At 71.0% G+C, this 21208-nt stretch carries 22 protein-coding genes and 2 tRNA genes; 12 read left to right on the top strand and 12 right to left on the bottom strand.

Annotated elements, in window-relative coordinates; all coding sequences use genetic code 11:
- The first annotated feature begins 159 nt into the window (after window positions 1–159).
- The gene (locus tag ABGA99_RS23465) at window positions 160–807 is read left to right on the top strand and encodes an ATP-dependent Clp protease proteolytic subunit (protein WP_047016681.1); all 648 of its coding nucleotides are present in this window, start codon (window positions 160–162) and stop codon (window positions 805–807) included.
- A 2-nt stretch (window positions 808–809) separates the two neighbouring features.
- A complete protein-coding gene (locus ABGA99_RS23460) occupies window positions 810–1406 on the top strand; it encodes an ATP-dependent Clp protease proteolytic subunit (protein ID WP_347579615.1) in 597 nt (198 codons plus the stop codon).
- 51 nt (window positions 1407–1457) lie between these two features.
- Here the strand turns inward: ABGA99_RS23460 and ABGA99_RS23455 are convergent, their stop codons facing one another.
- Both ABGA99_RS23455 and ABGA99_RS23450 read right to left on the bottom strand, forming a co-directional pair.
- Window positions 1458–1889: a helix-turn-helix transcriptional regulator gene (locus ABGA99_RS23455; RefSeq protein WP_347579614.1), complete on the bottom strand. Its 432-nt coding sequence runs from the start codon at window positions 1887–1889 to the stop codon at window positions 1458–1460.
- Window positions 1890–2115: 226 nt separating this feature from the next.
- Window positions 2116–2715, bottom strand: a complete 600-nt coding sequence (locus ABGA99_RS23450) for a DinB family protein (protein ID WP_347579613.1) — start codon at window positions 2713–2715, stop codon at window positions 2116–2118.
- Window positions 2716–2927: 212 nt separating this feature from the next.
- Here ABGA99_RS23450 and ABGA99_RS23445 point away from each other — a divergent pair, with 212 nt between their 5' ends.
- Window positions 2928–4016 (top strand): methyltransferase domain-containing protein, encoded by a 1089-nt coding sequence (locus tag ABGA99_RS23445; RefSeq protein WP_347583373.1) that lies wholly within the window; start codon window positions 2928–2930, stop codon window positions 4014–4016.
- Window positions 4017–5157: 1141 nt separating this feature from the next.
- On the opposite strand, the gene ABGA99_RS23440 is transcribed toward ABGA99_RS23445, so the two are convergent.
- Window positions 5158–5286 (bottom strand): hypothetical protein, encoded by a 129-nt coding sequence (locus ABGA99_RS23440; RefSeq protein ID WP_347580968.1) that lies wholly within the window; start codon window positions 5284–5286, stop codon window positions 5158–5160.
- Window positions 5287–5349: 63 nt separating this feature from the next.
- Here ABGA99_RS23440 and ABGA99_RS23435 point away from each other — a divergent pair, with 63 nt between their 5' ends.
- The 3 genes from ABGA99_RS23435 (at window position 5350) to cutA (ending at window position 9186) form a co-directional block, all read left to right on the top strand.
- The gene (locus ABGA99_RS23435; RefSeq protein ID WP_347580967.1) at window positions 5350–7398 is read left to right on the top strand and encodes a bifunctional polysaccharide deacetylase/glycosyltransferase family 2 protein; all 2049 of its coding nucleotides are present in this window, start codon (window positions 5350–5352) and stop codon (window positions 7396–7398) included.
- 488 nt (window positions 7399–7886) lie between these two features.
- Window positions 7887–8678 (top strand): site-specific integrase, encoded by a 792-nt coding sequence (locus ABGA99_RS23430; RefSeq protein WP_347580966.1) that lies wholly within the window; start codon window positions 7887–7889, stop codon window positions 8676–8678.
- A gap of 163 nt (window positions 8679–8841) precedes the next feature.
- On the top strand, window positions 8842–9186 hold the full coding sequence (gene cutA / locus ABGA99_RS23425) for a divalent-cation tolerance protein CutA (RefSeq protein WP_347580965.1): 345 nt from the start codon (window positions 8842–8844) through the stop codon (window positions 9184–9186).
- Between the two features lies 1 nt (window position 9187).
- Here the strand turns inward: cutA and ABGA99_RS23420 are convergent, their stop codons facing one another.
- On the bottom strand, window positions 9188–10561 hold the full coding sequence (locus ABGA99_RS23420) for an XRE family transcriptional regulator (protein ID WP_347583372.1): 1374 nt from the start codon (window positions 10559–10561) through the stop codon (window positions 9188–9190).
- Between the two features lie 122 nt (window positions 10562–10683).
- Between ABGA99_RS23420 and ABGA99_RS23415 the strand changes: the two genes are divergently transcribed.
- The 4 genes from ABGA99_RS23415 to ABGA99_RS23400 all read left to right on the top strand — a co-directional run bounded on the left by ABGA99_RS23415 (window position 10684) and on the right by ABGA99_RS23400 (window position 12838).
- Window positions 10684–11118 carry an ATP-binding protein gene (locus ABGA99_RS23415; protein ID WP_347580963.1) on the top strand — a complete coding sequence of 145 codons (435 nt, stop codon included), beginning with the start codon at window positions 10684–10686 and terminating at the stop codon, window positions 11116–11118.
- Window positions 11119–11289: 171 nt separating this feature from the next.
- Window positions 11290–11436, top strand: coding sequence for a hypothetical protein (locus tag ABGA99_RS23410; protein WP_347580962.1), 147 nt, complete (start codon window positions 11290–11292; stop codon window positions 11434–11436).
- Complete coding sequence (locus ABGA99_RS23405) at window positions 11437–12615, top strand: methyltransferase domain-containing protein (protein ID WP_347580961.1); 1179 nt, start codon at window positions 11437–11439, stop codon at window positions 12613–12615.
- Between the two features lie 76 nt (window positions 12616–12691).
- Window positions 12692–12838, top strand: a complete 147-nt coding sequence (locus ABGA99_RS23400) for a hypothetical protein (RefSeq protein ID WP_347580960.1) — start codon at window positions 12692–12694, stop codon at window positions 12836–12838.
- Between the two features lie 91 nt (window positions 12839–12929).
- Here the strand turns inward: ABGA99_RS23400 and ABGA99_RS23395 are convergent.
- Window positions 12930–13002: transfer RNA gene (locus tag ABGA99_RS23395), tRNA-Arg, on the bottom strand.
- Between the two features lie 165 nt (window positions 13003–13167).
- Window positions 13168–13261 (bottom strand) — tRNA-Ser (locus ABGA99_RS23390).
- Between the two features lie 232 nt (window positions 13262–13493).
- Here ABGA99_RS23390 and ABGA99_RS23385 point away from each other — a divergent pair.
- On the top strand, window positions 13494–14393 hold the full coding sequence (locus tag ABGA99_RS23385) for a TetR/AcrR family transcriptional regulator (protein WP_347580959.1): 900 nt from the start codon (window positions 13494–13496) through the stop codon (window positions 14391–14393).
- Here the strand turns inward: ABGA99_RS23385 and ABGA99_RS23380 are convergent.
- Window positions 14380–15939, bottom strand: a complete 1560-nt coding sequence (locus ABGA99_RS23380) for an MDR family MFS transporter (RefSeq protein ID WP_347583371.1) — start codon at window positions 15937–15939, stop codon at window positions 14380–14382. The two genes, ABGA99_RS23385 and ABGA99_RS23380, sit on opposite strands and share 14 nt — an antisense overlap.
- Before the next feature lie 155 nt (window positions 15940–16094).
- Between ABGA99_RS23380 and ABGA99_RS23375 the strand changes: the two genes are divergently transcribed.
- On the top strand, window positions 16095–16319 hold the full coding sequence (locus ABGA99_RS23375) for a hypothetical protein (RefSeq protein ID WP_347580957.1): 225 nt from the start codon (window positions 16095–16097) through the stop codon (window positions 16317–16319).
- Between the two features lie 266 nt (window positions 16320–16585).
- Here ABGA99_RS23375 and ABGA99_RS23370 read toward each other — a convergent pair whose 3' ends face one another.
- From ABGA99_RS23370 to ABGA99_RS23350, 5 genes are all read right to left on the bottom strand, one after another.
- Entirely contained in the window at window positions 16586–17638 is a 1053-nt protein-coding gene (locus tag ABGA99_RS23370; protein ID WP_347580956.1) for an RNA polymerase sigma factor SigF, read from the bottom strand.
- Between the two features lie 246 nt (window positions 17639–17884).
- A complete protein-coding gene (locus ABGA99_RS23365; protein ID WP_347580955.1) occupies window positions 17885–18880 on the bottom strand; it encodes an RNA polymerase sigma factor SigF in 996 nt (331 codons plus the stop codon).
- Window positions 18881–19197: 317 nt separating this feature from the next.
- Window positions 19198–19377, bottom strand: a complete 180-nt coding sequence (locus ABGA99_RS23360; protein ID WP_347580954.1) for a hypothetical protein — start codon at window positions 19375–19377, stop codon at window positions 19198–19200.
- Between the two features lie 863 nt (window positions 19378–20240).
- On the bottom strand, window positions 20241–20477 hold the full coding sequence (locus tag ABGA99_RS23355; protein ID WP_347580951.1) for a hypothetical protein: 237 nt from the start codon (window positions 20475–20477) through the stop codon (window positions 20241–20243).
- 7 nt (window positions 20478–20484) lie between these two features.
- Entirely contained in the window at window positions 20485–21102 is a 618-nt protein-coding gene (locus ABGA99_RS23350) for a TIGR03086 family metal-binding protein (RefSeq protein ID WP_347580950.1), read from the bottom strand.
- Window positions 21103–21208 lie beyond the last annotated feature (106 nt).

Genomic DNA, 21208 nt, shown 5'->3' with positions numbered 1-21208 from the left:
CGGCCCCCGACGGCCCCCCGGCGGCCCTCCGCGGCCCCGGCTCTCCGCCGTACCTCTGCCACGGGCGAATCTGCCCCGGGCCAAGAACCCTCCCGTTCGCACCGCCTCCCGCCGACCGTGGAAGCAACGCAAGCAGCACCCGTCCACGAGGGAGGCACGATGACACCACCGGCCCGCACCGCCCTGACACCGCGCGCGGAAGAAGAAGACTCACCGCCCCCGTCGAGGTTCGACGACCACCTCGCCGCCCAACTCCTCGGCCAGCGCATCGTCCTCCTCGGCACCGAGGTCACCGACGCCTCCGCGAACCGCGTCTGCGCGCAGCTCCTCCTCCTCTCCGCCGAGGACCCGCGCACCGACATCGCGCTCTACGTCAACAGCCCCGGCGGCTCCGTCCACGCCGGCCTCGCCATCTACGACACGATGCGGCTGATCCCCAACGACGTGGCCACGCTCGCCATGGGCTTCGCCGCCAGCATGGGGCAGTTCCTGCTCACGGTCGGCACGAAGGGCAAGCGCTTCGCGCTGCCGCACGCGCGGATCATGATGCACCAGCCCTCGGCGGGCATCGGCGGCAGCGCGGCCGACATCGAGATCCAGGCGGACAACCTCGCGTACAGCAAGACGCTCATGGAACGCCTCCTCGCCGAGCACACCGGCCAGGACCAGGCGACGATCTCGCGCGACGGCGACCGCGACCGGTGGTTCACGGCGGAGCAGGCGAAGGAGTACGGGATGGTGGACCAGGTCGTCGAGTCGCTCGCCGACATCCGCCCGGCAGGTTCGAAGCGACGGATGGGGCTGTGACCATGAGCCAGTACACGATCCCGAACGTGGTCGAGCGCACCGCACACGGCGAGCGCGCGTACGACATCTACAGCCGGCTGCTCTCGGAACGGATCATCTTCCTCGGCACCGAGATCGACGACGGCGTCGCGAACGTCGTCATCGCCCAGCTCCTCCACCTGGAGTCGGCGAGCCCCGGCAGCGAGATCTCGATCTACATCAACTCCCCCGGCGGCTCGTACACCTCGCTGATGGCGATCTACGACACGATGACGTTCGTCGGCGCCCCCATCTCCACGTACTGCGTCGGACAGGCGGCGTCCACCGCGGCGGTGCTGCTCGCGGGCGGGGAGAAGGGCCGCCGCTTCGTCCTGGAACACGCCCGGGTGCTGCTGGGACAGCCGGCGAGCGGCGTGCGGCGCGGGACGGTGTCGGACCTGAGCCTGGAGGCGAAGGAGATCCTGCGGATCCGGGCGCAGATGGAGGAGGTGCTGGCGCGGCACACGGGGCACGAGGTGGCGACGCTGCGGGCGGACACGGACAGGGACAAGGTGTTCACGGCGCAGGACGCGGTGGCCTACGGCCTGGCGGACCAGGTGATCAGCAAGCGCGAACTGTGAGAGGGCCGGCACAGCGGGGGCGTCCCCCGCTGTGCCGCCGGGCCCGGGGGATCAGGCGGCGAGCCGCACGTCGCCGGGCCGCGAACGGGCGGTGGGCAGCTCGGTGACGGAGGACACCCCGGCGGCCCGCTCCCGGCCCCGGTCGCGGTCCTGCTCCCGGTCGCGTATGGCGGAGAGGCGGACGATGTCGCCGTGCACGAGCACGAGCAGGTCGGCCAGCCGCAGCCCGAGCGCCTGCGCGGCGGCGGCGAGGACTTCGGACGAGGCTTCCTTCAGGCCGCGTTCGACCTCGGAGAGATACGGCATGGAGATCCGCGCGGCGTCGGCGACGTCCTTCAACGTACGCTCCTGAGCCAACCGCTCCCGGCGCAGCACTCCCCCGACGACCTGCCGCCACAGGGGCTCGCGCCCGTCGGTCGCCTCGGGCGCGTGAGGGCGCAGGGGGAGGACGCGGGCGGGGCGGTTCGACGCGTGGTGGGTCACGGTCTCAGCGTAGGCGGGTGGGGGGCGGAGGGAAGGGGTGGGCGATCTGCCGTCGGCAGAATCGCCGAAGGCGAACGGGTGGCGGAAGTTCCAGCAGGAAACCCCAAGAAGGAGTCCCGAACAAAAGCCCCTCGGCGAAGAAGGCCCTCCGGCGCACAAGGCCCTCCGACGAAGACGGCCCTCCGGCGCAGAAGGCCGTCGGAGGGGAACCCCGGGCCGGCCCGGCTCACTGCCGCCCCTGAGCCTCCCGGGCCGCGTCCTCGACCTGCCGCCGGTAGGACTCCCACCAGGCGCGGTCGCCGTTCGTCATGTTGTCGTTGCCCCGCCGCATCCCGGCGGCGCCGTCGACCAGCTCCCGGACGATGTCGGCGTGCCCGGCGTGCCGGTGGGTCTCGGCGAGCATGTGGACGAGGACCCGGTGCAGCGACACCTCGGCCCGGTCGTCGGGCCAGTGCGGCACGCGGCCGAGGTCGTCCAGCGCGAACGCCGCGATGGTGGCGTCGGAGTGCGCGCAGACGCGCTCGTAGAGCTGGACGATGTGCTCGCGGGACTCGTCGGGGGTGGCCCACATGTCGATGTTGGGCACCTCGGCGTCGGGGCCGTCGAGCCACGGCACGGTCTCGCCGAAGGGCCGCCCGAAGGTGTCGCCGAAGTAGACGATCTCGCAGCCGATCAGGTGCTTGACGAGCCCCAGCAGGTTGGTGGCGGTCGGCGTCAGCGGACGCCGCACCTCGTACTCGGACAGCCCGTCGAGCTTCCACAGCAGCGCGTCGCGGGCTGCCTGCAGATAGCGGTGGAGGTCCGCCTTGGGATCGGTGTCGGCCATGCGCACCAGCATCGCACTGCACCGCACCGCACGAGGGGATGGCCACCACACCCCCGCGCCGGGGGCGCCGGCGGCGGGAGACGTAGGATCGGGGACATGTACTTCTTCCACCTGCGCTAGGCGCCGTCGGCGAGGCGAGGATCCCCCGCCGCCGACGAGGCGGGGCGGCGTAGCGCCGTCCCGGGCCTTGGCGTGGGAGAAGAACAGTCATCATGCGCGACGACGCACACTTCGTCGCTCGGTGCGCCCGCGGTCTGGAACCGCAGTTGGCGGCCGAGATCCTGCAACGCGAACTGGGCGGCATCACCGCGATCGCACACCGCTCCGTGCACGTCAGGGCCTGGCGCCCGTACGACACGGGGGTCACGGCGCTGCGGACGGCGGACGACGTGTTTCTGCTGGCGGCGAGGGGGAGGGACGTAGGAACGAGAAAGGCAGGCGTCCCGGCACTGACGAGACTGGCAGGGGAAGCCGCCCCGGACAGACTGCTCGACCACCGCAACACCCTGCTGGGGAACACCGTCAGTCCCCCGGGGGTGGAGGTATCGGCGTCGTTCCTGGGGAGGCGGAGCTTCAACAGGTACGACGCGGAGGACGCGGTCGGCAACGCACTGGCGGCGTGCCTGAAGGTGCCGTACCACCCGCGCCGGACGGGGACCCCGCCCCCACCGGACTACGCGTCGTGGCGCCTGACGCTGGACGGCGCCGAAGCAACCCTGATGCTCCGCCTCACCCCGCGCCCCCTCCACCGCCGCCCGTACAAGCAGTCGACCGTACCGGGCACCCTGCACCCACCGCTGGCGGCGGCGATGACCAGGCTGGCGGCCATCGGCCCGGGCCACACGGTCCTCGACCCCTGCTGCGGCGCGGGCACCCTGCTCATAGAGGCGGCGCTGGCCCACCCGGAGGCGGCGCAGTACCGGGGCTACGACATCGACGAGACCGCGCTGGAAGCCGCGAGCGCCAACAAGAGGAGGGCAGCGGCGGACCGCATCCGCCTCCAACGGGCCGACGCAGGCAGACTCCCCCTCCCCGACGGGACCGTGGACCGCATCGTGTGCAACCCCCCGTGGGGCACGCAGGTCGCAGCAAAGGCCCGCCTCGCCAAGGCCCCCACAGCCTGGTGGCGAGAACTCCACCGCCTCCTCACCCCCACCGGCACCGCAGTACTCCTCCTCCCCACCCCGACCCCCCTGGCCCCCGCCATCCAAGCCGGCCTCCTCCCCACCCACACCCAACGCATCCACCTCTCGGGCACAACCACCTACCTGATCAAACTGGAACCCAGAAACCCGCAATGACACCACTCCTCCCCAGCGCCAGGGGAGTCGACCGGCGAGCACTCGGTGGGTACGACCGCGCCCATGCGTTCATGACCCCGTTCGCTGCGGTTCGGCGAAGTCTCCGCTTTGTCAGCGTCGTTGGCCGCGCCCTTGCGAGGGGTGCGGTGGCCGGGGTCTCTTGCGTGGTGCCGTTGAGGAGGAGGTCTACGGCGCGTTGGGCCATGGCCCGTAGGGGGTTGTTCCGTGGCCGTCAGAGAGGGGGCCGTGTACGCCGCGTCTGGTGTGCCGTCGAGGCTGACGACGGCCAGCCGTTCGGATACGGGAACGCCGTGCGCCCTGGCCCCGGCGGGGACACCGATGGCCTGTTCGTCCGTTGCCGTGACGAGCGCCGCGGGCATCGCGCCCTCGCCGGTCAAGCACCCGGTCAGGTCGGCCGCCGCGGCACGCGGCCGGACGGCGGCAAGAAGTCGTCCCCCGCTGTCACCGGAACATGGCGCGGATGGCCCTCGCTCGGCGGCAGAGCCGGCGGCGGGGGCCACGACCGGGTTCGATTCTGCGATCCGGCGCAGATCGGAGCCCTCGCCGCCGGCAACGCGGAACGGAGTGCGCTGAGCCGTTTTGGCGTCGGTTGTGGCGTTTTCGTTGCTGGGCGGCTCCAGTCGGGGCAGGTCGGGGCGGGATGAACGATTGCGACGCGGCCGGGACTCGTGCTTGTGACGCTACGCGGTCTCCTGGCGCTGTAGGTGTGGGAGACCGCCCACGGTGGTGTGCCCGGAAATCCGTTAGCTCCCCTCTGAGGTTGCAGCATGAGTCGCCGTACACGAACCACCGGGGGCGGAGGCCATGTGCTGCCCCCGCGCCGGGGGGCCAGGTCGCAGGAGCGTGCTGCGAGCGGGCAGGTCTTCGTGGCCGACAACGGCCGGCGTCGGCGGATGGTCCGGTACGGGATGGCCGCGGCCGGTATCGCCTGTGCGGGCTATCTGATGGTGCTGGTGGCCGGTTTCTTCGGGGCGGGCCCCGGTGGCGGGGCGGCGCCGTGGGTGCGCAAGGGCTCCGAGGGCGGGCAGCCCGCCGCCTCCCCGGCACCCGTGGAATCCGGCAAGACGGCGCCCGCCTCAGCGCCGACGACCCCGCAGGCCGCCCCGTCGCGCACCGCGTCTCAGGCGCCTACCCCCGACAGCACGCAGGAGCCGTCCCAGACCGACGGCAGCGCGGCCTCTCCCAGCAGTGGCCCGACCGCCTCCGCTTCGGCGACATCGGTGCCCGGCGCCACGCGGGGGTCCGGCACCGGTGGAGCCGGTTCCGACAACCGGGCCGATCCTCCGGCGGGCACGGGCGGAGGAGGTCGCCGTTGAGCCGGCACGCGCGACGGCGTGATCCGCGCGCGCACTGGTTCCTGCTGCTGCTGACGCTGACGGTGTGCGTCGCCGCGTTGCTGTTCGAGGGCTTCACCTACCACCAGATCGGCACCGCCGCGCTCCCCGCCGAGTCCTGCGCTGCCCCCGCACCTCGGGAGGTCAGGGACGGGGGGCCTGTGCTCCGCGTGACCGGCGGCACGGTCGAGTCGGCGGCTCCGCCGGACGACGTCGCCGCCCTGACCTTCGACGGCGGGCCCGATCCGGTCCAGACCCCGCGGCTGCTGGATCTCCTGCGCGCGCACCACGCCCAGGCCACCTTCTTCGTCACGGGCGCGGAGGCCGCCAAGCACCCCGGCCTCGTCGAGCGCATCCGCTCAGAGGGCCATGAGCTCGGCTCCTACACCTACACCGCCACCGATCTCGGACAGGCGGGCGCGGTGCGCAGCGCGCTGGAGCTGTCCCTCACGCAGAACGTGCTGGCCGGCAGCGCCGGGGTGCACACCAGGCTGCTGCGCCTACCGCACACCACGACCCCGCAGAAGCTGTGCGCCGCTCAGTGGGAGGCGGCCGAGCGGGCAGGCGGCGACGGGTATCTGATCGTGGCCGCAGGAGACGGTGTTCTGCAATTCGGGCACACCCCCGGCGCCTATACGAAAGTGGCCGACCTGCTGGAGGGACGCTCCGCGGCTGCCAGGTTCACCACCCTTTCCGCGGCGATGAAGCTGCCGGCCGGGTCCGCCGACGCCTCGCTCGCCGCCCAGGTGCGCGGCACCGGGCTGCTGTGGGCACAGGCCGGTGCGCATGCCTTCGCGGTCGGCATGACGTGGCTGCTGGTGGTGGCCGGGGCGCTGACGGTGCTGCGCATGCTGCTGCTGTTCCATTTCGCCCGTCGGCATGTACGCCGGGTACGGCGTGGGCGCGTATCCCGGCGCGCCGGAGAGGTCAGCGAGCTGGTCACCATCATCGTCCCCGCCTACAACGAGGAAGCCGGGATCGAGGCGACGCTGCGTTCGCTGCTGGCCTCCACCCATCCGTACATCCAGATCATCGTCGTCGATGACGGGTCCAGCGACCGCACCTACGAGATCGCGAACGCGGTGGCGGCGCGGGACCGGCGAGTGATGGTCATCCGGCAGGAGAACGCGGGCAAGTCCGCGGCTCTGAACACCGGGCTGACCTGGGCCCAGTTCGACCTGATCGTGATGATCGACGGTGACACGGTCTTCGAACCGGACGCCGTGTACCGGCTCATCCAGCCGTTCGCCGACCCGGCCGTCGGCGCGGTCAGCGGCAACACCAAGGTCGGCAACCGGCGCGGGCTGCTGGGCCGCTGGCAGCACCTGGAATACGTCATCGGGTTCAACCTCGACCGGCGGATGTTCGACCTCCTGGAGTGCATGCCGACCGTGCCGGGCGCCATCGGCGGCTTCCGCCGCCAAGCTCTGCTCGGCGTCGGCGGACTGAGCGAGGACACCCTCGCCGAGGACACGGACCTGACCATGGCACTGTGCCGGGCAGGCTGGCGGGTGGTGTACGCGGAGGACGCCATCGCCTGGACGGAGGCACCCTCCACCGTCAAGCAGCTGTGGAAGCAGCGCTACCGATGGTGCTACGGAACGCTGCAGGCGATGTGGAAGCACCGCCGCGCCTTCGTCGAACGCGGAGCGGCGGGTCGCTTCGGCCGGCGGGGTCTGAGCTATCTGTGGGTCTTCCAGACCCTGCTGCCGCTGCTCGCGCCGATCGTCGACCTGTACGCCGTGTACGGGCTGCTCTTCCAAGACGCCGGGCAGGCGATGCAGGTCTGGTTGGGCTTCACGGCCGTCCAGTTCGTCGCGGCCGTCTACGCGCTGCGGCTGGACCGGGAGAAACCGGGCCCGCTGTGGACGCTGCCGCTGCAACTCTTCGTCTACCGCCAGCTGATGTACCTCGTCGTGATCCAGTCCGTGGTCACCGCGCTACTCGGCGCCCGTCTCGGCTGGCACCGCATGCAGCGCACCGGAACCGCCACCGACACCCTGCGACGCAGCACCCCGGTGGGCTGACCCTTCGACGCAGCTCTGGCGAGCATCACCATCGGCCGGGCCTGTCGAGTGCCTGCCGCGTCTCTCGCCCTCCGGTTCATCACCGAACAGATGGAGGAAGTCGCCTGATGGCCAAGCGACGCGCCCACGGCGGCGAAGGAACCGTCACCAAGCGAAAAGACGGCAGGTACCACGCTGCCGCGTACGTCTACAGGCCGGACGGCACCCGGGTCCGGAAGTCCGTCTACGGCAGGGCCCGCCCGACGTTGCCGAAAGGCTCTCGGAGTTGCAGGAGAAGACCCGGCAGGGGATTCCTGCTGCGACCTCCGCCATGCCGCTCGCGGACTACCTGACGTACTGGCCGGCCACCACCGCACCTGCTCGGCTGAAGCCCGCGACCCTGAGCAGCTACGAGGAACCGACCCGGCTCTACATCGCTCCCACTCCCGAAGGACATACGCCGCTTCCTTGCGGAGTTCAAGGACTCCTGCCTCTGCTGCCGCCGCGGGGTGGATGCGGCCCGCGGCGAGGGCGAGCAGGGGTGCTGCGCGAAGACGAAGTGCTGCCGGCGCCTCCCCTCCGCGCGCACCGTCCAGTACACGCACGTGGTCCTCCGCTCCGCCTTACAGCAGGCAGTGAGGGAGGTCCGGATACTGCTCAAGGCGGCCCGACCCCACCGGCTTTACCCCCTGTGGCCCGTGATGGTCAGCACCGGTCTGCGCCGCGGGGAAGTGCTCGCGCTCACCTGGGACGACATCGACCTGACGACCGGGAGGCTCCGGGTCCGGCGCAACCTCCAGCGGATCCGGCGGGAACTCATCTTCGGCACCCCGAAGACCGCGCGGTCAGTGCGCACCCTCTCATTGCCCAAGCGGTGCGTCTCCGCGCTCCGCGAGCACAGAGAGCAGCAGCTCAAAGAGCGGGCCGCCGCGGGGCTGAAGTGGGACCCGCTTCCGCACCAGCCGAACGGCCTGGTCTTCACCACCGTGACCGGGCGTCCGACCGACCCACGGAGCCTGAACCGCATGCTGACCGTGCTCTGCCGGCAGGCCAAGGTGCGCAGAGTCCGAGTGCACGACCTCCGGCACACGTGCGCGTCGATGCTCCTTGCACAGGGTGTGGACGCCCGCACCCTCATGGAGACCCTGGGGCACAGCGCGATCACGATGACGCTGGACCTCTACGCGCACGTGATGGACACGACCCTCCAGGAAGCGGCCAACCGCATGGATGACGCACTCGGGGAGGACGAGAGCGGAGACGATGACGACGGCTCCGCGGGGGTGCATGCTGTCGCCTGAGCAAGTCGGTTGATGTCAACCGCTGATGTCAAAGGCCCCTGGATTAACGTCCAGGGGCCTTTGACCTGTTGTGTGTGTGGTCGTTGCCGTCACGGTTGCCGTCAGTCCGTCATCCCGTGAGTGGGTAGCGGTGATGCTCTCAACGAGTCGTTAGCCTCAGGGCATGAGTGAGTTCGTACAGGTCTATACGGCGACCGAAACCCGGGAGGCGGCCGTGGCGCTCGGCCGGAGCGCGACACAGGCGCAATTGGCGGCAGGCGTGCAAGTGGTCGGCCCTGTGGTCTCGCTGTTCTGGCACCTGGGGGAGTTCGGCGAGGGCGAGGAATGGCAGGTGATCTTCAAGACCACCGCCGACCGCTACGCGGAACTTGAAACGCACCTGCTGGAGCACCATCCGTGGAACAACCCGGAGATCACGGCCGTCCCGATCACCGCTGGCGCACGGGGCTATCTGGACTGGGTACGTCGGACCGTGGGAGAGGAACCGGGGGGCGATGCGCCGGCCTGAGTCACGCAGCTCGGCGCAACACCTCGGCGACCCCTTCCCATGACCGGTGAGGGTGCAAGCGGGTCAGGAAGGTGCGGGCGCGCTGCCGGGGACGGACGGAGCCGACTCCGGTTGAGAGATCGATGGCCCTGCTGATCACCTTGACAGACTGCTCGACCTCCCCGGCGTCCAGATAGGCGTGAGCGAGCCAGGAGAGGTAAAGGGCCTTGTCCCGCGCATGTGCGTCGTCGAAGTCGGCAAGCGCGGCCTCAAGCTCGGGGACGGCACGCAGCGGGCGGCGCAACTCCGTCCAGCAGCGGCCCTTCATGATCTGCAACTCACGCCCGTCGACCCACGATGCCCAATCCGGCCCCGGCTCGTCGGCGCTGTCGCTCAGGGCCTCCTCTGCTTGAGCAAGCGCACGCTCCGTCTCTTTCGCCTCCCCGGCACGCGCATGAGCCCAGGCCCGGCGCTCGTACAGCAGACCTCGGACGGTGGGACGCACATCGGATCCCGCGGCATTGCACGATGCGACCGCGGTAGCCACCCCCGACGCTGCGCTACTGACCTGCTGGTATGCGAGGAAGGCAAGGGCGTTGCCCTCAAGGGCCGTGTCCTTCGCCTCTCTGGCAGCCTCGTGCGCCCGTCGGTAGAGAGTGGATGCCTCCCGCTGGTCTCCGGCATCGAATGCGGCCCAACCCGCTTGCTGCGCCTGTTCGGCGACAACGGTGAGCAACTGTCTGCCGGTCTTCTCCGAGTAACTGGCGCGGCTCATCAGGCGCACGGTCGCGTCCAGCTCGGCGCGGTAGACGTGGCGTGTGTCTGTCCCGCCTAGAACGTCGTCCAAGCGGCGGAGCCGGGAGGAACGTAACCGCAGGTGCTCTACGTCCCGCTGCCCGAGACGGGATCCCGCCCCGTTCTCGGGGAGCATGCCGGCGACTCCTGCGAGTCCCGTTGCCGCGAGGAACCTCCTGCGCTGCACGTCGTCTCCTTCTTGATCGGCTGTTGCCGCCCTGCTTGGCCAGGGGACACCTGCCGCCCTCGAATGATCAGGCGGGAGCGGCGGTCGATTCCCTTGGCCGCTCGGTGCCCCATCCGGTTCCGCTTGTTCCCACGGACGTGGCGCCAAACCGACGAGGTGACCGGGAACGGCCAGTGCGTCCACAACGCGCGTGATCTTCTCGTAAGTGGTGATCGCGCCTACGCCCCGGGCTAACTTCCCTACCCGCTCGGGCTTGATGTCGCAGGCATCGGCGATCTTTACGAAGCTGATTCCGCCCCATTGCCGTGCCAGCTTGAACACCTTGCCGAAATCATGGCACCGCAGCGCGGCCTGCACATCGGCACGGTTCAAGACGTGGGCCGGCAGAGCGGCTGGCGACATGCGGTCTGACATGCGACTTCCCCGCGATCTGGCTCAACGGATTCATCAGCCAATCCGTTCCCGGAGTGTACCCACCGTGGGTACCCCCCTCGCTGGGAATCGAGATCGGCACCTCCTCTTCCATCCTGTCGGTCATGCGGCTTCAGCAGCTAGACACAGACGGACAAGCGGTGACGTGGCAGTGGCGGCGGCATCCGGGGTGTGTGGCGCTGGCGCGGTCGCAGGTGCGTAAGGCGGTGGCCGGGTGGGGGCTGGTCGGGGTCGAAGAACGGGCTGTGCTGGTGGTCTCGGAGCTGGTCACGAATGCCGTTGTGCATGCCCGTGTGCCGGGTCGGGAGGTCGGGACGCGGTTTGTCCGGCTGGACTGTGGGGTGCGTATCGAGGTGCATGACGCCTCCGACACGCGGCCCGTGCCGCGTGCGCCGGATGACAACGGCGGCTTCGGGCTGCATCTGGTTGAGCAGTTCGCGGACCGGTGGGGGGTGGCGGAGCGTGCGATCGGCAAGACCGTGTGGGCCGTGGTGGTCGACCCGGAGAGCGCGGGGGGACCTCGGGGAGGGCGGGGGTGATGCGTCATGCGGTAACGGCTGATGGTCGTGGCGTGGATCGCGGTCTGCGTGGTGGTCGTGGTCGGGCTGGCCGCCGGGGGCAACTCCGCTTGACCGGGGCCGTGTGCACCGGCCGGCTCCCCCATCCGCGAGCAGGACGGTAGCGAGCAGAGTGAATCGAGGAGGACGGTCATGAAGATGGGTGTGCAGTGGTGGCTGTTGATGGCTGAGGGCGGTAACCCGCAGGATGACAGCGACAGCGGGAACAAGCACGGTGGAGGCGGCTCGGATGAGGGCGGCAACACCAACGACGGCCAGGGCCCGGCGGACGGACGCTGAATGACCACGCCCGAGGTTGCGGAGGCTGGCCCTGAACGGCTGGCCTCCGTGTTACTGGACAAGGGGGTGCTGACCTCCGACTGGCTTCCTGAGTTCGAGGCGGTGCCTCGGCATCTGTTCGTGCCGGATGTCATCTGGCCGGGTCAGGCGGGTATGAACCGGCCTCGCGACCGGGTGATCCGGTCCGAGGAACCGGAGTTGTGGTGGCAGGCGGTCTACCGGGATGCGCCGATCACCACGCAGTGGGATGACGGCGCCTACACCGGCCCCGGCAAAGGCAAGATCCCCTCAAGCTCCAACTCGATGCCTTCCATGGTCTTTTCCATGCTCAAAGCGCTGGACGTGGACGACGGGCACCGCGTGCTGGAGATCGGCACCGGAACGGGCTGGAATGCGGCCCTGCTGTCGCACCGGCTCGGCTCGCCCCACGTCGTCACTGTGGAGGTGGACCGGGCCGCCGCAGAGGATGCCCGCCCCCGCCTGGCCGTGGCCGGGTGCGATCCGGTGACTGTGGTCGGTGACGGCGCCCAGGGCTACGCGCCGCTCGCGCCGTATGACCGGGTGATCGCTACCTGCTCCGTCAGCCGGATCCCGGCCGCGTGGATCGAGCAGACCAGACCCGGCGGCGTGATCGTCGTCCCCTGGGGGCCAACGTACGGCGGGGAAGCAGTCGCCCGGCTCACCGTGGCCGACGACGGCACCGCCTCCGGCCACTTCGTGGGCTCCTCGGCATTCATGCGGTTGCGCGCGCAGCGCACTGCCCGCGCGCACGTGCGTGACTACCTCAAGGGCCGTCCCTGGCCAGCAGACGGTGCCAAGTCGGTGACCTCGCTGTCCCCGGATGACGTGGGGGACTGGGTGGTGATGTTCGCCATCGGTCTTCAGGTGCCGGCGGCGTTTCCATGGATGGAGTCCTACCCGGACGGCTCGTACACGCTGTGGCTGCGCGACGCTGCTGTCACCTCCTGGGCGACCGCGGACTACGAACCGGACCGCAGCGAATTCGAGGTGGTGCAGTCCGGGCCCCGGAAGCTGTGGGATGAGGTCGAGAGGGCCTACCGCTGGTGGAGCGAACACGACCGCCCCGGCTTCGACCGCTTCGGACTGACAGTCAGCCCGCACAGTCAGTGCCTCTGGCTCGACACCCCCGGCAACCGGGTACCGGTGACTGCCAGGTAGACCCCCGCCTGATCCTGCGTCGTAGCTCCGCAGGATCAGGCGAGCAGGGCGGGTCCTCGGGCATAGCTCGATCCGCGTGACCACGGACATCTACACGTTCGTGCGCCACGACGCACAGCGCTCCGCGTTCGAGCGCATGAGCGACGCCCTGGGCGCCGACGACGTTGACGGCAACGGGCATGACGATGACGCCGGTACGGCCGGGAGGCTGGTCGCGGTCTGATCTGCTCCGCCCGGCGGTTGCCGTCAACCACCGCCGTCAGCACTACGACAAGAGCCCCTGCCGATTACTCGACAGGGGCTCTGAGCTGCTGCGCGCTCGGCAGGATTCGAACCTGCAACCTTCTGATCCGTAGTCAGATGCTCTATCCGTTAAGCTACGAGCGCCCGCTTTCGGGCATTGGCGGCCCGGCTGGCGTTGCGGGCACAACTTTACATGACCCTCCGCGCCAGGTGAAATCCGATTCCCGCACCCCCGCCGACCTGCGGAAACCGTGTCTCCCCGGGACATGCAGAGAGCCCGCGCCGTACGGCACGGGCTCGCTGGTCGGGTGGCGGAGGCGGAGGGATTTGAACCCTCGATGGGGGGTAAACCCCAAACCGCATTAGCAGTGCGGCGCCATAGACCAGACTAGGCGACGCCTCCCGCACATCTGCCGGTCAAGCAGGTGTGTGCAGATGATGGCACAGGCGGCGGGGCCGCTGCCAATCGCACCCACCGTACCGGTCACCGGGCCGTCTGGGCAAAGGCATTGCCGGGGTGCGGGGTCGGGGCGAAGGGGAGGAGCCGGGGCGGAGCGGGCATAGCATCGGTGTACGGGCCGTTTCGGTTCGTAGGCCTGTGGTCACGATGCGACAGCACCGCTGGGAGGCGCACGATGGCGTCCGTCCGCCGGAAGGGCCGCGGCGCCCGCGTGAGCATCTGGCTCACCGGGCGGGCGCAGGGGCGGCGCAGGGGGTACGCACCTGCCGTGGGGGAGGCCGGCGGGCTGGATCTGGGGAAGATCGTCGCGGCCACCGTGCGGTTGCTCGACGCCGAGGGGCTGGGGCGGCTGTCGATGCGGCGGCTCGCCGCCGAGCTGGGCGTCACGGCCATGTCCGTCTACTGGTACGTCGACACCAAGGACGAACTCCTGGAGCTGGCCCTCGACCACGCCTACGCCGAGTTGGACCTCCCCGCCGAGGACGGCGGCGACTGGGCCGCGCAGCTCCGGCAGCTCGCGCACGAGCACCGGCGCATGCTCGTCGCCCACCCCTGGGTCTCCCGCCTCGCCGGCGAGTATCTGAACGTCGGGCCGCACGCCATGGCCTGCGTCACCGCCGCGCAGCGCGCGATGCGGCGGGCCGGGCTGCCCGAGGAGTGCCTGACGGGCGGGCTGTCGCTGCTGTTTCCGTTCTCGTACGGGTTCGGGGGCGCCGGCGGGCGCTGGGCGGAGCTGTGCCGGGCGACGGGCGTGTCGGAGGCGGCGGCGGAGCAGGCGGGGGTGCCGGAGGACGAGCGTTACCGCGAGTTCGTACGGACCCTGCGGGAGCATCCCGAGTACGTGCAGCCGCCCGCCGCGGCCGCTCCGGCGCCGGCCGTCCCCCTGCCTGCCGGTCCCGCTTCCCGGGGCTCCGTGCCCACCGGCTCCGCGTCCGCCGGCCCCGTTTCCGCCCTCTCCGGGCACGAGCAGCGCGACCGCGACTTCAACTTCGCCCTGGAGTGCGTCCTCGCCGGCCTGGCCGCCATGCGCGACCGCGTCGCCGAGCAGGTCGGGCCCACCATCACCCCCGCGTGAGTTCCTCGACCCGCCGCTCCGCCGGGGCCGCCTGCTGCAAGCCGCTGCGCGTCCGCAGCGCCACCTCCTTGATGCACGCCACCATCACGAACGCCAGCAGCGCCGCCGGCGCCGCGAACAGGAAGATGTCCGCCAGCCCGTGCCCGTACGAACTCTCCACCACCGTGCGCACCGGCACCGGCAGCTCCGCGAGGTCCGGGATCGCCGTGCCGTCGCCGCCGGCCTCGCCCGCGGCGCGGGCCGGGGGGATGCCGAGGTCGTGGAGGCCGTCGCGCATGTAGCCGGAGATGCGGCCGCCGAGGACCGCGCCGAGGGCGGAGACGCCGACCGCGCCGCCGAGGGAGCGGAAGAACGCGACCGCCGAGCTGGCGGCGCCGAGGTCGGCGGGGTCGACCTGGTTCTGGGTGCAGAGGACCAGGTTCTGCATCATCATGCCGATGCCCGTGCCGAGCGCGGCCATGTAGATCGCGATGTGCCAGTACGGGGTGTCGTAACGCATGGTGCCCAGCAGGCTGAGCCCCGAGGTGAGCAGCAGCCCGCCGGCGACGAGCCAGACCTTCCAGCGGCCGGTACGGGTGATGACCCACCCCGAGATCGTCGACGACAGGAAGATCCCCATGATCATGGGGATGGTCAGCAGGCCCGACTTCGTCGGGGTCTCGCCGCGGGCGAGCTGGAAGTACTGGCTGAGGAAGACCGTCGCACCGAACATCGCGATGCCGACGAAGAGGGAGGCGAGCGAGGCGAGGGTGATCGTGCGGTTGCGGAAGAGGCGTAGCGGAAGGACCGGCTCCGGCACCCAGGTCTCGACCCACAGGAACGCCAGCCCCAGCGCGACCGCGCCGCCGGTCATCGCGAACGTCTGCCAGGACAGCCACGCGTACGACTCGCCCGCCAGCGTGACCCAGATCAGCAGCAGCGAGACGGACGCGCTCATCAGCATCGCGCCGCGCCAGTCGATCGACACCTTCCGGCGCACCACCGGCAGCCGGAGGGTCTTCTGGAGGACGACGAGCGCGAGGATGGCGAACGGGATGCCGATGTAGAAGCACCAGCGCCAGCCCAGCCAGCTCGTGTCGGTGATCACGCCGCCGAGGACGGGGCCGCCGACGGTGGCGACGGCGAAGGTGGCGCCGAGGTAGCCGCTGTAACGGCCGCGTTCGCGCGGGGAGATCATCGCGGCGAGGATGATCTGCGCGAGCGCGCTGAGGCCGCCGACGCCGATGCCCTGGACGACGCGGCAGGCGATGAGCATGCCCGTGCTCTGGCTGAGGCCGGCGACGATCGAGCCGGCGACGTAGATCACGAGGGCGAGCTGGACCAGGAACTTCTTGCTCGCGAGGTCGGCGAGCTTGCCCCACAGGGGCGTGGAGGCGGTCATCGCGAGCAGGGCGGCGGTGACGACCCAGCTGTACGCGCTCTGCGTGCCGTCGAGGTCCGCGATGATCCGGGGCAGGGCGTTGCTGACGATGGTCGAGGAGAGGATGGCCACGAACATGCCGAGCAGCAGGCCCGAGAGGGCCTCCAGTATCTGCCGGTGGGTCATGCCGGGAGATTCGACTTTAGTTTGTTGCACTAAGCAACAGTATGACGAATGGTTGCCGAAGGCAATCGATGCCGGGGCGGGGGCGGCGGGGCCGGGCGGAAGGGGGCCTTCCCCCCGCTGACAGGCGTCCGGGGCGTTCGCTAGTGTCCTGCTCCATGGCTCACAATCCGCAAGGTCAACAGCCCGACCCCAACTACGACCCGGCCGGGAGCACGCAGATGTTCCGCGCCTTCGTGGACGAGGGCGGCGGCCCGCAGACGCGGGGGCCGCAGCAGCCGGCGGCCGCGGCGGCGAGTTCGGGGCCGCGGGTGGGGATGATCATCGGGATCGTCGTCGCGGTGGCGGTGCTGGCGGGAGTGGTGTGGCTCGCGGTGGGATGAGCCGCCGGCCGGGCCGGGGGCCGTGGGCCCGCATGAGGGGTGCCCGGTTCTGAGTTCGGGGCCGGATCCTGGTCCTGGTCCCGTCCCGGGTCCCGCGTACTGCGTCCGGGGCGGGCGCTTGCGTAGTCCCCGTGGTCTTCAGGGGTCGCCTACGGCGCCTTCGCCCTCCGCGCTCCCGTAGACGCGGCTTACGGTGCCGTCCAGGGCACCTGCGCGTACGGCATACGGCGTACGAGCCGGGGCCGGCCCCGCGCCGGCCCCCGTCGTCAGTCCGCGATCAGCCCTGCCCGAAGCTGCGCCAGGGTCCGCGTCAGCAGCCGGGACACGTGCATCTGGGAGATGCCCACCTCGTCGCCGATCTGGGACTGCGTCATGTTCCCGAAGAACCGCAGCATGATGATCCGCCGCTCCCGCGCCGGGAGTTGAGCCAGCAGCGGCTTCAGCGACTCGCGGTACTCCACGCCCTCCAGCGCCGTGTCCTCGTACCCGAGGCGGTCCGCGAGCGAGCCCTCGCCGCCGTCCTCCTCCGGGGCCGGGGAGTCGAGGGAACTGGCCGTGTACGCGTTGCCCACGGCGAGGCCGTCGACCACGTCCTCGTCGGACACCCCCAGGTACTGGGCGAGTTCCGGCACGGTCGGGGAGCGGTCAAGCTGCTGCGCGAGGTCGTCGCTCGCCTTGGTGAGCGCCAGGCGCAGCTCCTGCAGCCGGCGCGGGACGCGCACGGACCAGCTCGTGTCGCGGAAGTAGCGCTTGATCTCGCCGATGACCGTGGGCATGGCGAAGGTCGGAAACTCGGTGCCGCGCCGGCAGTCGAACCTGTCGATCGCCTTGATCAGGCCGATCGTGCCGACCTGGACGATGTCCTCCATGGGCTCGTTACGGCTGCGGAAGCGGGCCGCGGCGTAGCGCACGAGGGGCAGGTTCAGCTCGATCAGGGTGTCGCGCACGTACGACCGCTCGGGGCTGTCCCCGGGCGGCAGCTCGGCGAGGCGGAGGAAGAGGGCGCGGGAGAGCGTACGGGTGTCGATGCTGCCGGAGGGGGCGGTATCGGGCTCCGGGGCGGCGTCGTCGGCCGGGGCGGCGGGGGCCGGGATGGCCGGGGCGGCGGCGTCGGGCGGGTTCGGGGGCGCCGCGACCCCGAGGGGTGGTGGCGGTGCCGGTGGCGCCGGGGCGTGGGCCGCGGCCGCCGGGTCCGGGGACGGGTCCAGGATGCGGTCCGGGCCCTGGGCCATGGCGGCCCGGGCGTCGGGGAAAGCCGCTTGTGCGCCGAGAGGCGCGACTTCGGTGAGCATCTGCGAGCTGCCCAGTTCTGCGGACATGCCACCCCCTTGAGGTCGCGGACGGTTCCAGGCCGCCCCTCCCCGTGAACCGGCGGGAACCTCGACTCCCGCCGGACCGCCGAGAGAAGCAGCCTCCGACTGACTTACCGGGTGCCGGGGCATGCCAAACACCGTTCCAGCAGAATGTCACAAGTCGGCAACGCGCTGTAGCGCCAAGTCGACATATACGCGCAGATACGGAGCCTGCGCGTCAGGGGTGACCTCGAAGAGTCCTACCCGATCCGGTTAGGAATCGATCCGGTTTGCGGATCGCAGTCGTGCGAAGCTGCGCGACAGCAGCCGGGACACGTGCATCTGGGACAGCCCGAGCTCGGCGCTGATCTGCGACTGGGTCATGTTGCGGTAGTAGCGCAGCATGAGGATGCGCTGTTCGCGCTCCGGCAGTTGGACGAGGAGGTGGCGTACGAGGTCGCGGTGCTCGACGCCGGCCAGCGCCGGGTCCTCGTACCCGAGCCGGTCCAGCAGGCCCGGCATGCCGTCGCCCTCCTGGGCGGCTTCGAGGGACGTGGCGTAGTACGAGCGGCCGGCCTCGTGGCAGGCGCGCACCTCGTCCTCGCCGATCTTCAGATGCGCGGCGATCTCGGCGGTGGTGGGCGCGCGGCCGTGCCGTACGGTCAGGTCCTCGGTGGCGCCGCTGACCTGGGCCCACAGCTCGTGCAGCCGGCGGGGGACGTGGACGGTGCGCACGTTGTCCCTGAAGTAACGTTTGATCTCGCCGATCACGGTGGGCATGGCGAAGGTCGGGAACTGTACGCCGCGGGCCGGGTCGAAGCGGTCGATGGCGTGGATGAGGCCGATGGTGCCGACCTGGAGGACGTCCTCCATGGGCTCGTTGCGGCTGCGGAAGCGGGCGGCGGCGTAGCGCACGAGGGGCAGGTTGGCCTCGATGAGCGCGGTACGGACGCGGGTGTGCTCGGGGGTGCCGGGTTCGAGCGCGGTGAGCTGGGCGAAGAGCGCGCGGGTGAGGGCGCGGGAGTCGGGTTTACGGGGCGCGTCGGGGTCGCCGGGATCGCCGGGGTCGGCGGGATCGGGGTCGGCCGCCGCCGCCGGCCCGTCGGCGGCCGGAGGGCCGGGTGCGGCCGGCGCGGGAGCGGGGGCCGGGGCCGTCGTGGCGGCCGGCGCCTGGTCCGGAGCCGGGGCCGGAGCGGGGGGTGAGACCGGCGGGGAGGCGGGTGGGCCGGGGGCGGGCGGGGCCGTACGAGCGGACAACGGCTGCACCACACCACCACCCCTTCGCGACCACGTGACGTACGGCCGGCGTCACGGCGCGCACTGCAGACGAAACCGGCAAATCCGGAGAAGCGGTCATAGCATCACAAGAGATGCGCACTCTGTGCAAGCACCGTAATTTGCCGTGTTGGCGGCCAGTTGGCCGCCGCTGCGCGCCCCGGCCGGGAGCCGTTCGGCCAGGCAGGAGGACTGATCGCCTACGGGCGTACGGGGCCGATCGCGTGGTCGGCGATCACCCGGGTGGGCAGCCGCCCCGGGGCGGCCGTCCCCGGCGCGCGAACCCCGGTGTCACTCGGTGTCACCCGGTGTCACTCGGAGGAGGAGGCGTCGTCGAGCAGGTCGGACATCACGTCGCCGATGGCCTTGGCCAGCTCGGAGATCCACTCGAAGACGACCTGCACGAGGTCGGCCGCCTGCGAGGGGGAACTGATGATGGAGTAGACGGCGAAGAGCCCAAGGAGCCCCAGCGCTATCTTCTTGTAGTCCACGAGCGTCGATGCCTCCCCTGTGCGGCACACGCCCGTTCCCGCTCTCTCCCCAGGCGCAGTCGCACGATTCTATCCGCGCTTGGAGTGGTACCCAGGTTTTATGGACTAAAGGCCCGGTCACAGGGGGCTTTTGCGTCTCACGCCCGCGGTCGTGCCCGGCGCACCATGGACAGGGAGCCCCGCCGGGCCCGGCAGGACCCCGGCGGGCTCGGGGCGGGCCCGCTGCGCGTCCGCCGCGGCTACTCCCCCCTCGCTGCGGCAGGTCGTAGGGCCCACCCCTCCGCGGGGGGAGGCGGCCGGTTCCCCCCGGGGCCGCCTCCCCCTCCGCAGGGCCGCCTGCGGGCGGCGGGCCGTACCGGAGGAAGACGCCGCCGCACCGTGACCCGTGCCCCGGAACCCGGAACCGGGGCCGGGACCGCGCAGACGCGCCCACATCCGCGAAGCGTTCCTCGAACTCGCCTGCTGCCTCATCACCCACCGACAACTCAACTCACTGTGTCAGCCGTTGTCATCGACGCCAGTCCTGCACCAACCCCGGCTCTGCCGGGCAGCCTGGGCCCCGATCCGCTCTCAACGCCCGCCCGGGCCAGGCTGCTGCCACCGATCGTCGACCGGGGCTGATTGATAGCTCCGGGGGCGGTGATCCGCTCAGTCATCATGAGGACCAGGGGTACTTGACAAAGGGGCCCGTGGGCATCGCCATATACCTCACCGCAATCCTTGGTGCTACGCGTCCCCTGCCCCCGGGTGATACCCGGGCGTGAGCACATGCTGGGGATCGAATCGCTCCTTCGCTCGTCGGACCGTCGGCCAGACAGGGCCGAAGTGCTCCGCCCAGTCGTCCGCGGTGAGCTCCAGTGCGCTCACGGGATACAGACACCCGCCGGCGTCCCGGACGCGACGTACAGTGCCCGGTTCTGTTCCAGCATCCGCTCGATCCGGTCGGCGTCGTGTGGGCCCGACCGGATCAGGTGGAAGGTGAAGACGGCCGGCTCGTCGGGGAGCCGGACGAGGGGCGTCGCGATGCCGCGCGGGGTGATCGGGCAGAGCATGATCCGGCCGAGGTCACCGAGGTCGCCGGGCGCGAGATCACGAAGCACGCCGGTGTCAGCGTCCGGGCGGTGTCCATCCGGGGTCGCGGCCGCTGAGCCCCACCACCTGGTCCAGCAGCGGTGCGTCCTCCGGCACCGCGATGACCGGCCCGAACATGCCGGCCCGCGCGGGCCCGTCGGGCGTGGCCGCCAGCAGTTCGTAGGAGACGCGCAGCGTTTCGTCGTCCGGCTCGTACGTCCGGCCGGTGGCGCGGGCGAGGTCCCAGCCGTGCAGGAGCAGCTCGTTGAGGGCGACCCGGCCGGCCACCGCGGCCGGGAGGGTGATGCCGCCGGCCTGGGTGTCGCCCTCCCAGGCCGCGGGGTCGTGCCACGCCTCGGCGAGCTCGGGTAGCTGCCGGGCGAGCTCCTCGCGCCAGCCGGGGCCGATGTCGGGGCGCGGCCCGGAACTCGGGTCGGTGCCGGTGGTGGGGCCGAGGTCCTTGCGGCCCGCGTCGCGGAACGCGGCTGTGAGGCCGACCAGGTGGCCCAGCAGGTGGCGTACGGCCATGCCCTCGCACGGCGTGGGGTCCTCCAGCCGGTCGTCGGGGACGCCGGCGGCGAGCAGGGCGACAACGGTGGTCTGCGGGCCGAGGTCCGGGTGGGCGGCCGGTGCGGCGGGGCTTGTGTCGGTCATGCGGAGTTCCTTTCGTGGCGTTACTGCCTCCACTGATCGTGACTCGCGCAGGGCGCGAAACTCATCGCCGAACCGCCGGCCGTCCCACCCCGCGTATGTGCGGCTT

Origin of the sequence: Streptomyces sp. B5E4 (assembly GCF_039871555.1) — a bacterium.
Classification (GTDB): Bacteria; Actinomycetota; Actinomycetes; order Streptomycetales; family Streptomycetaceae; genus Streptomyces.
Note: the sequence above shows the minus strand (reverse complement) of the source record. Positions and strands in the feature narration are given on the sequence as shown.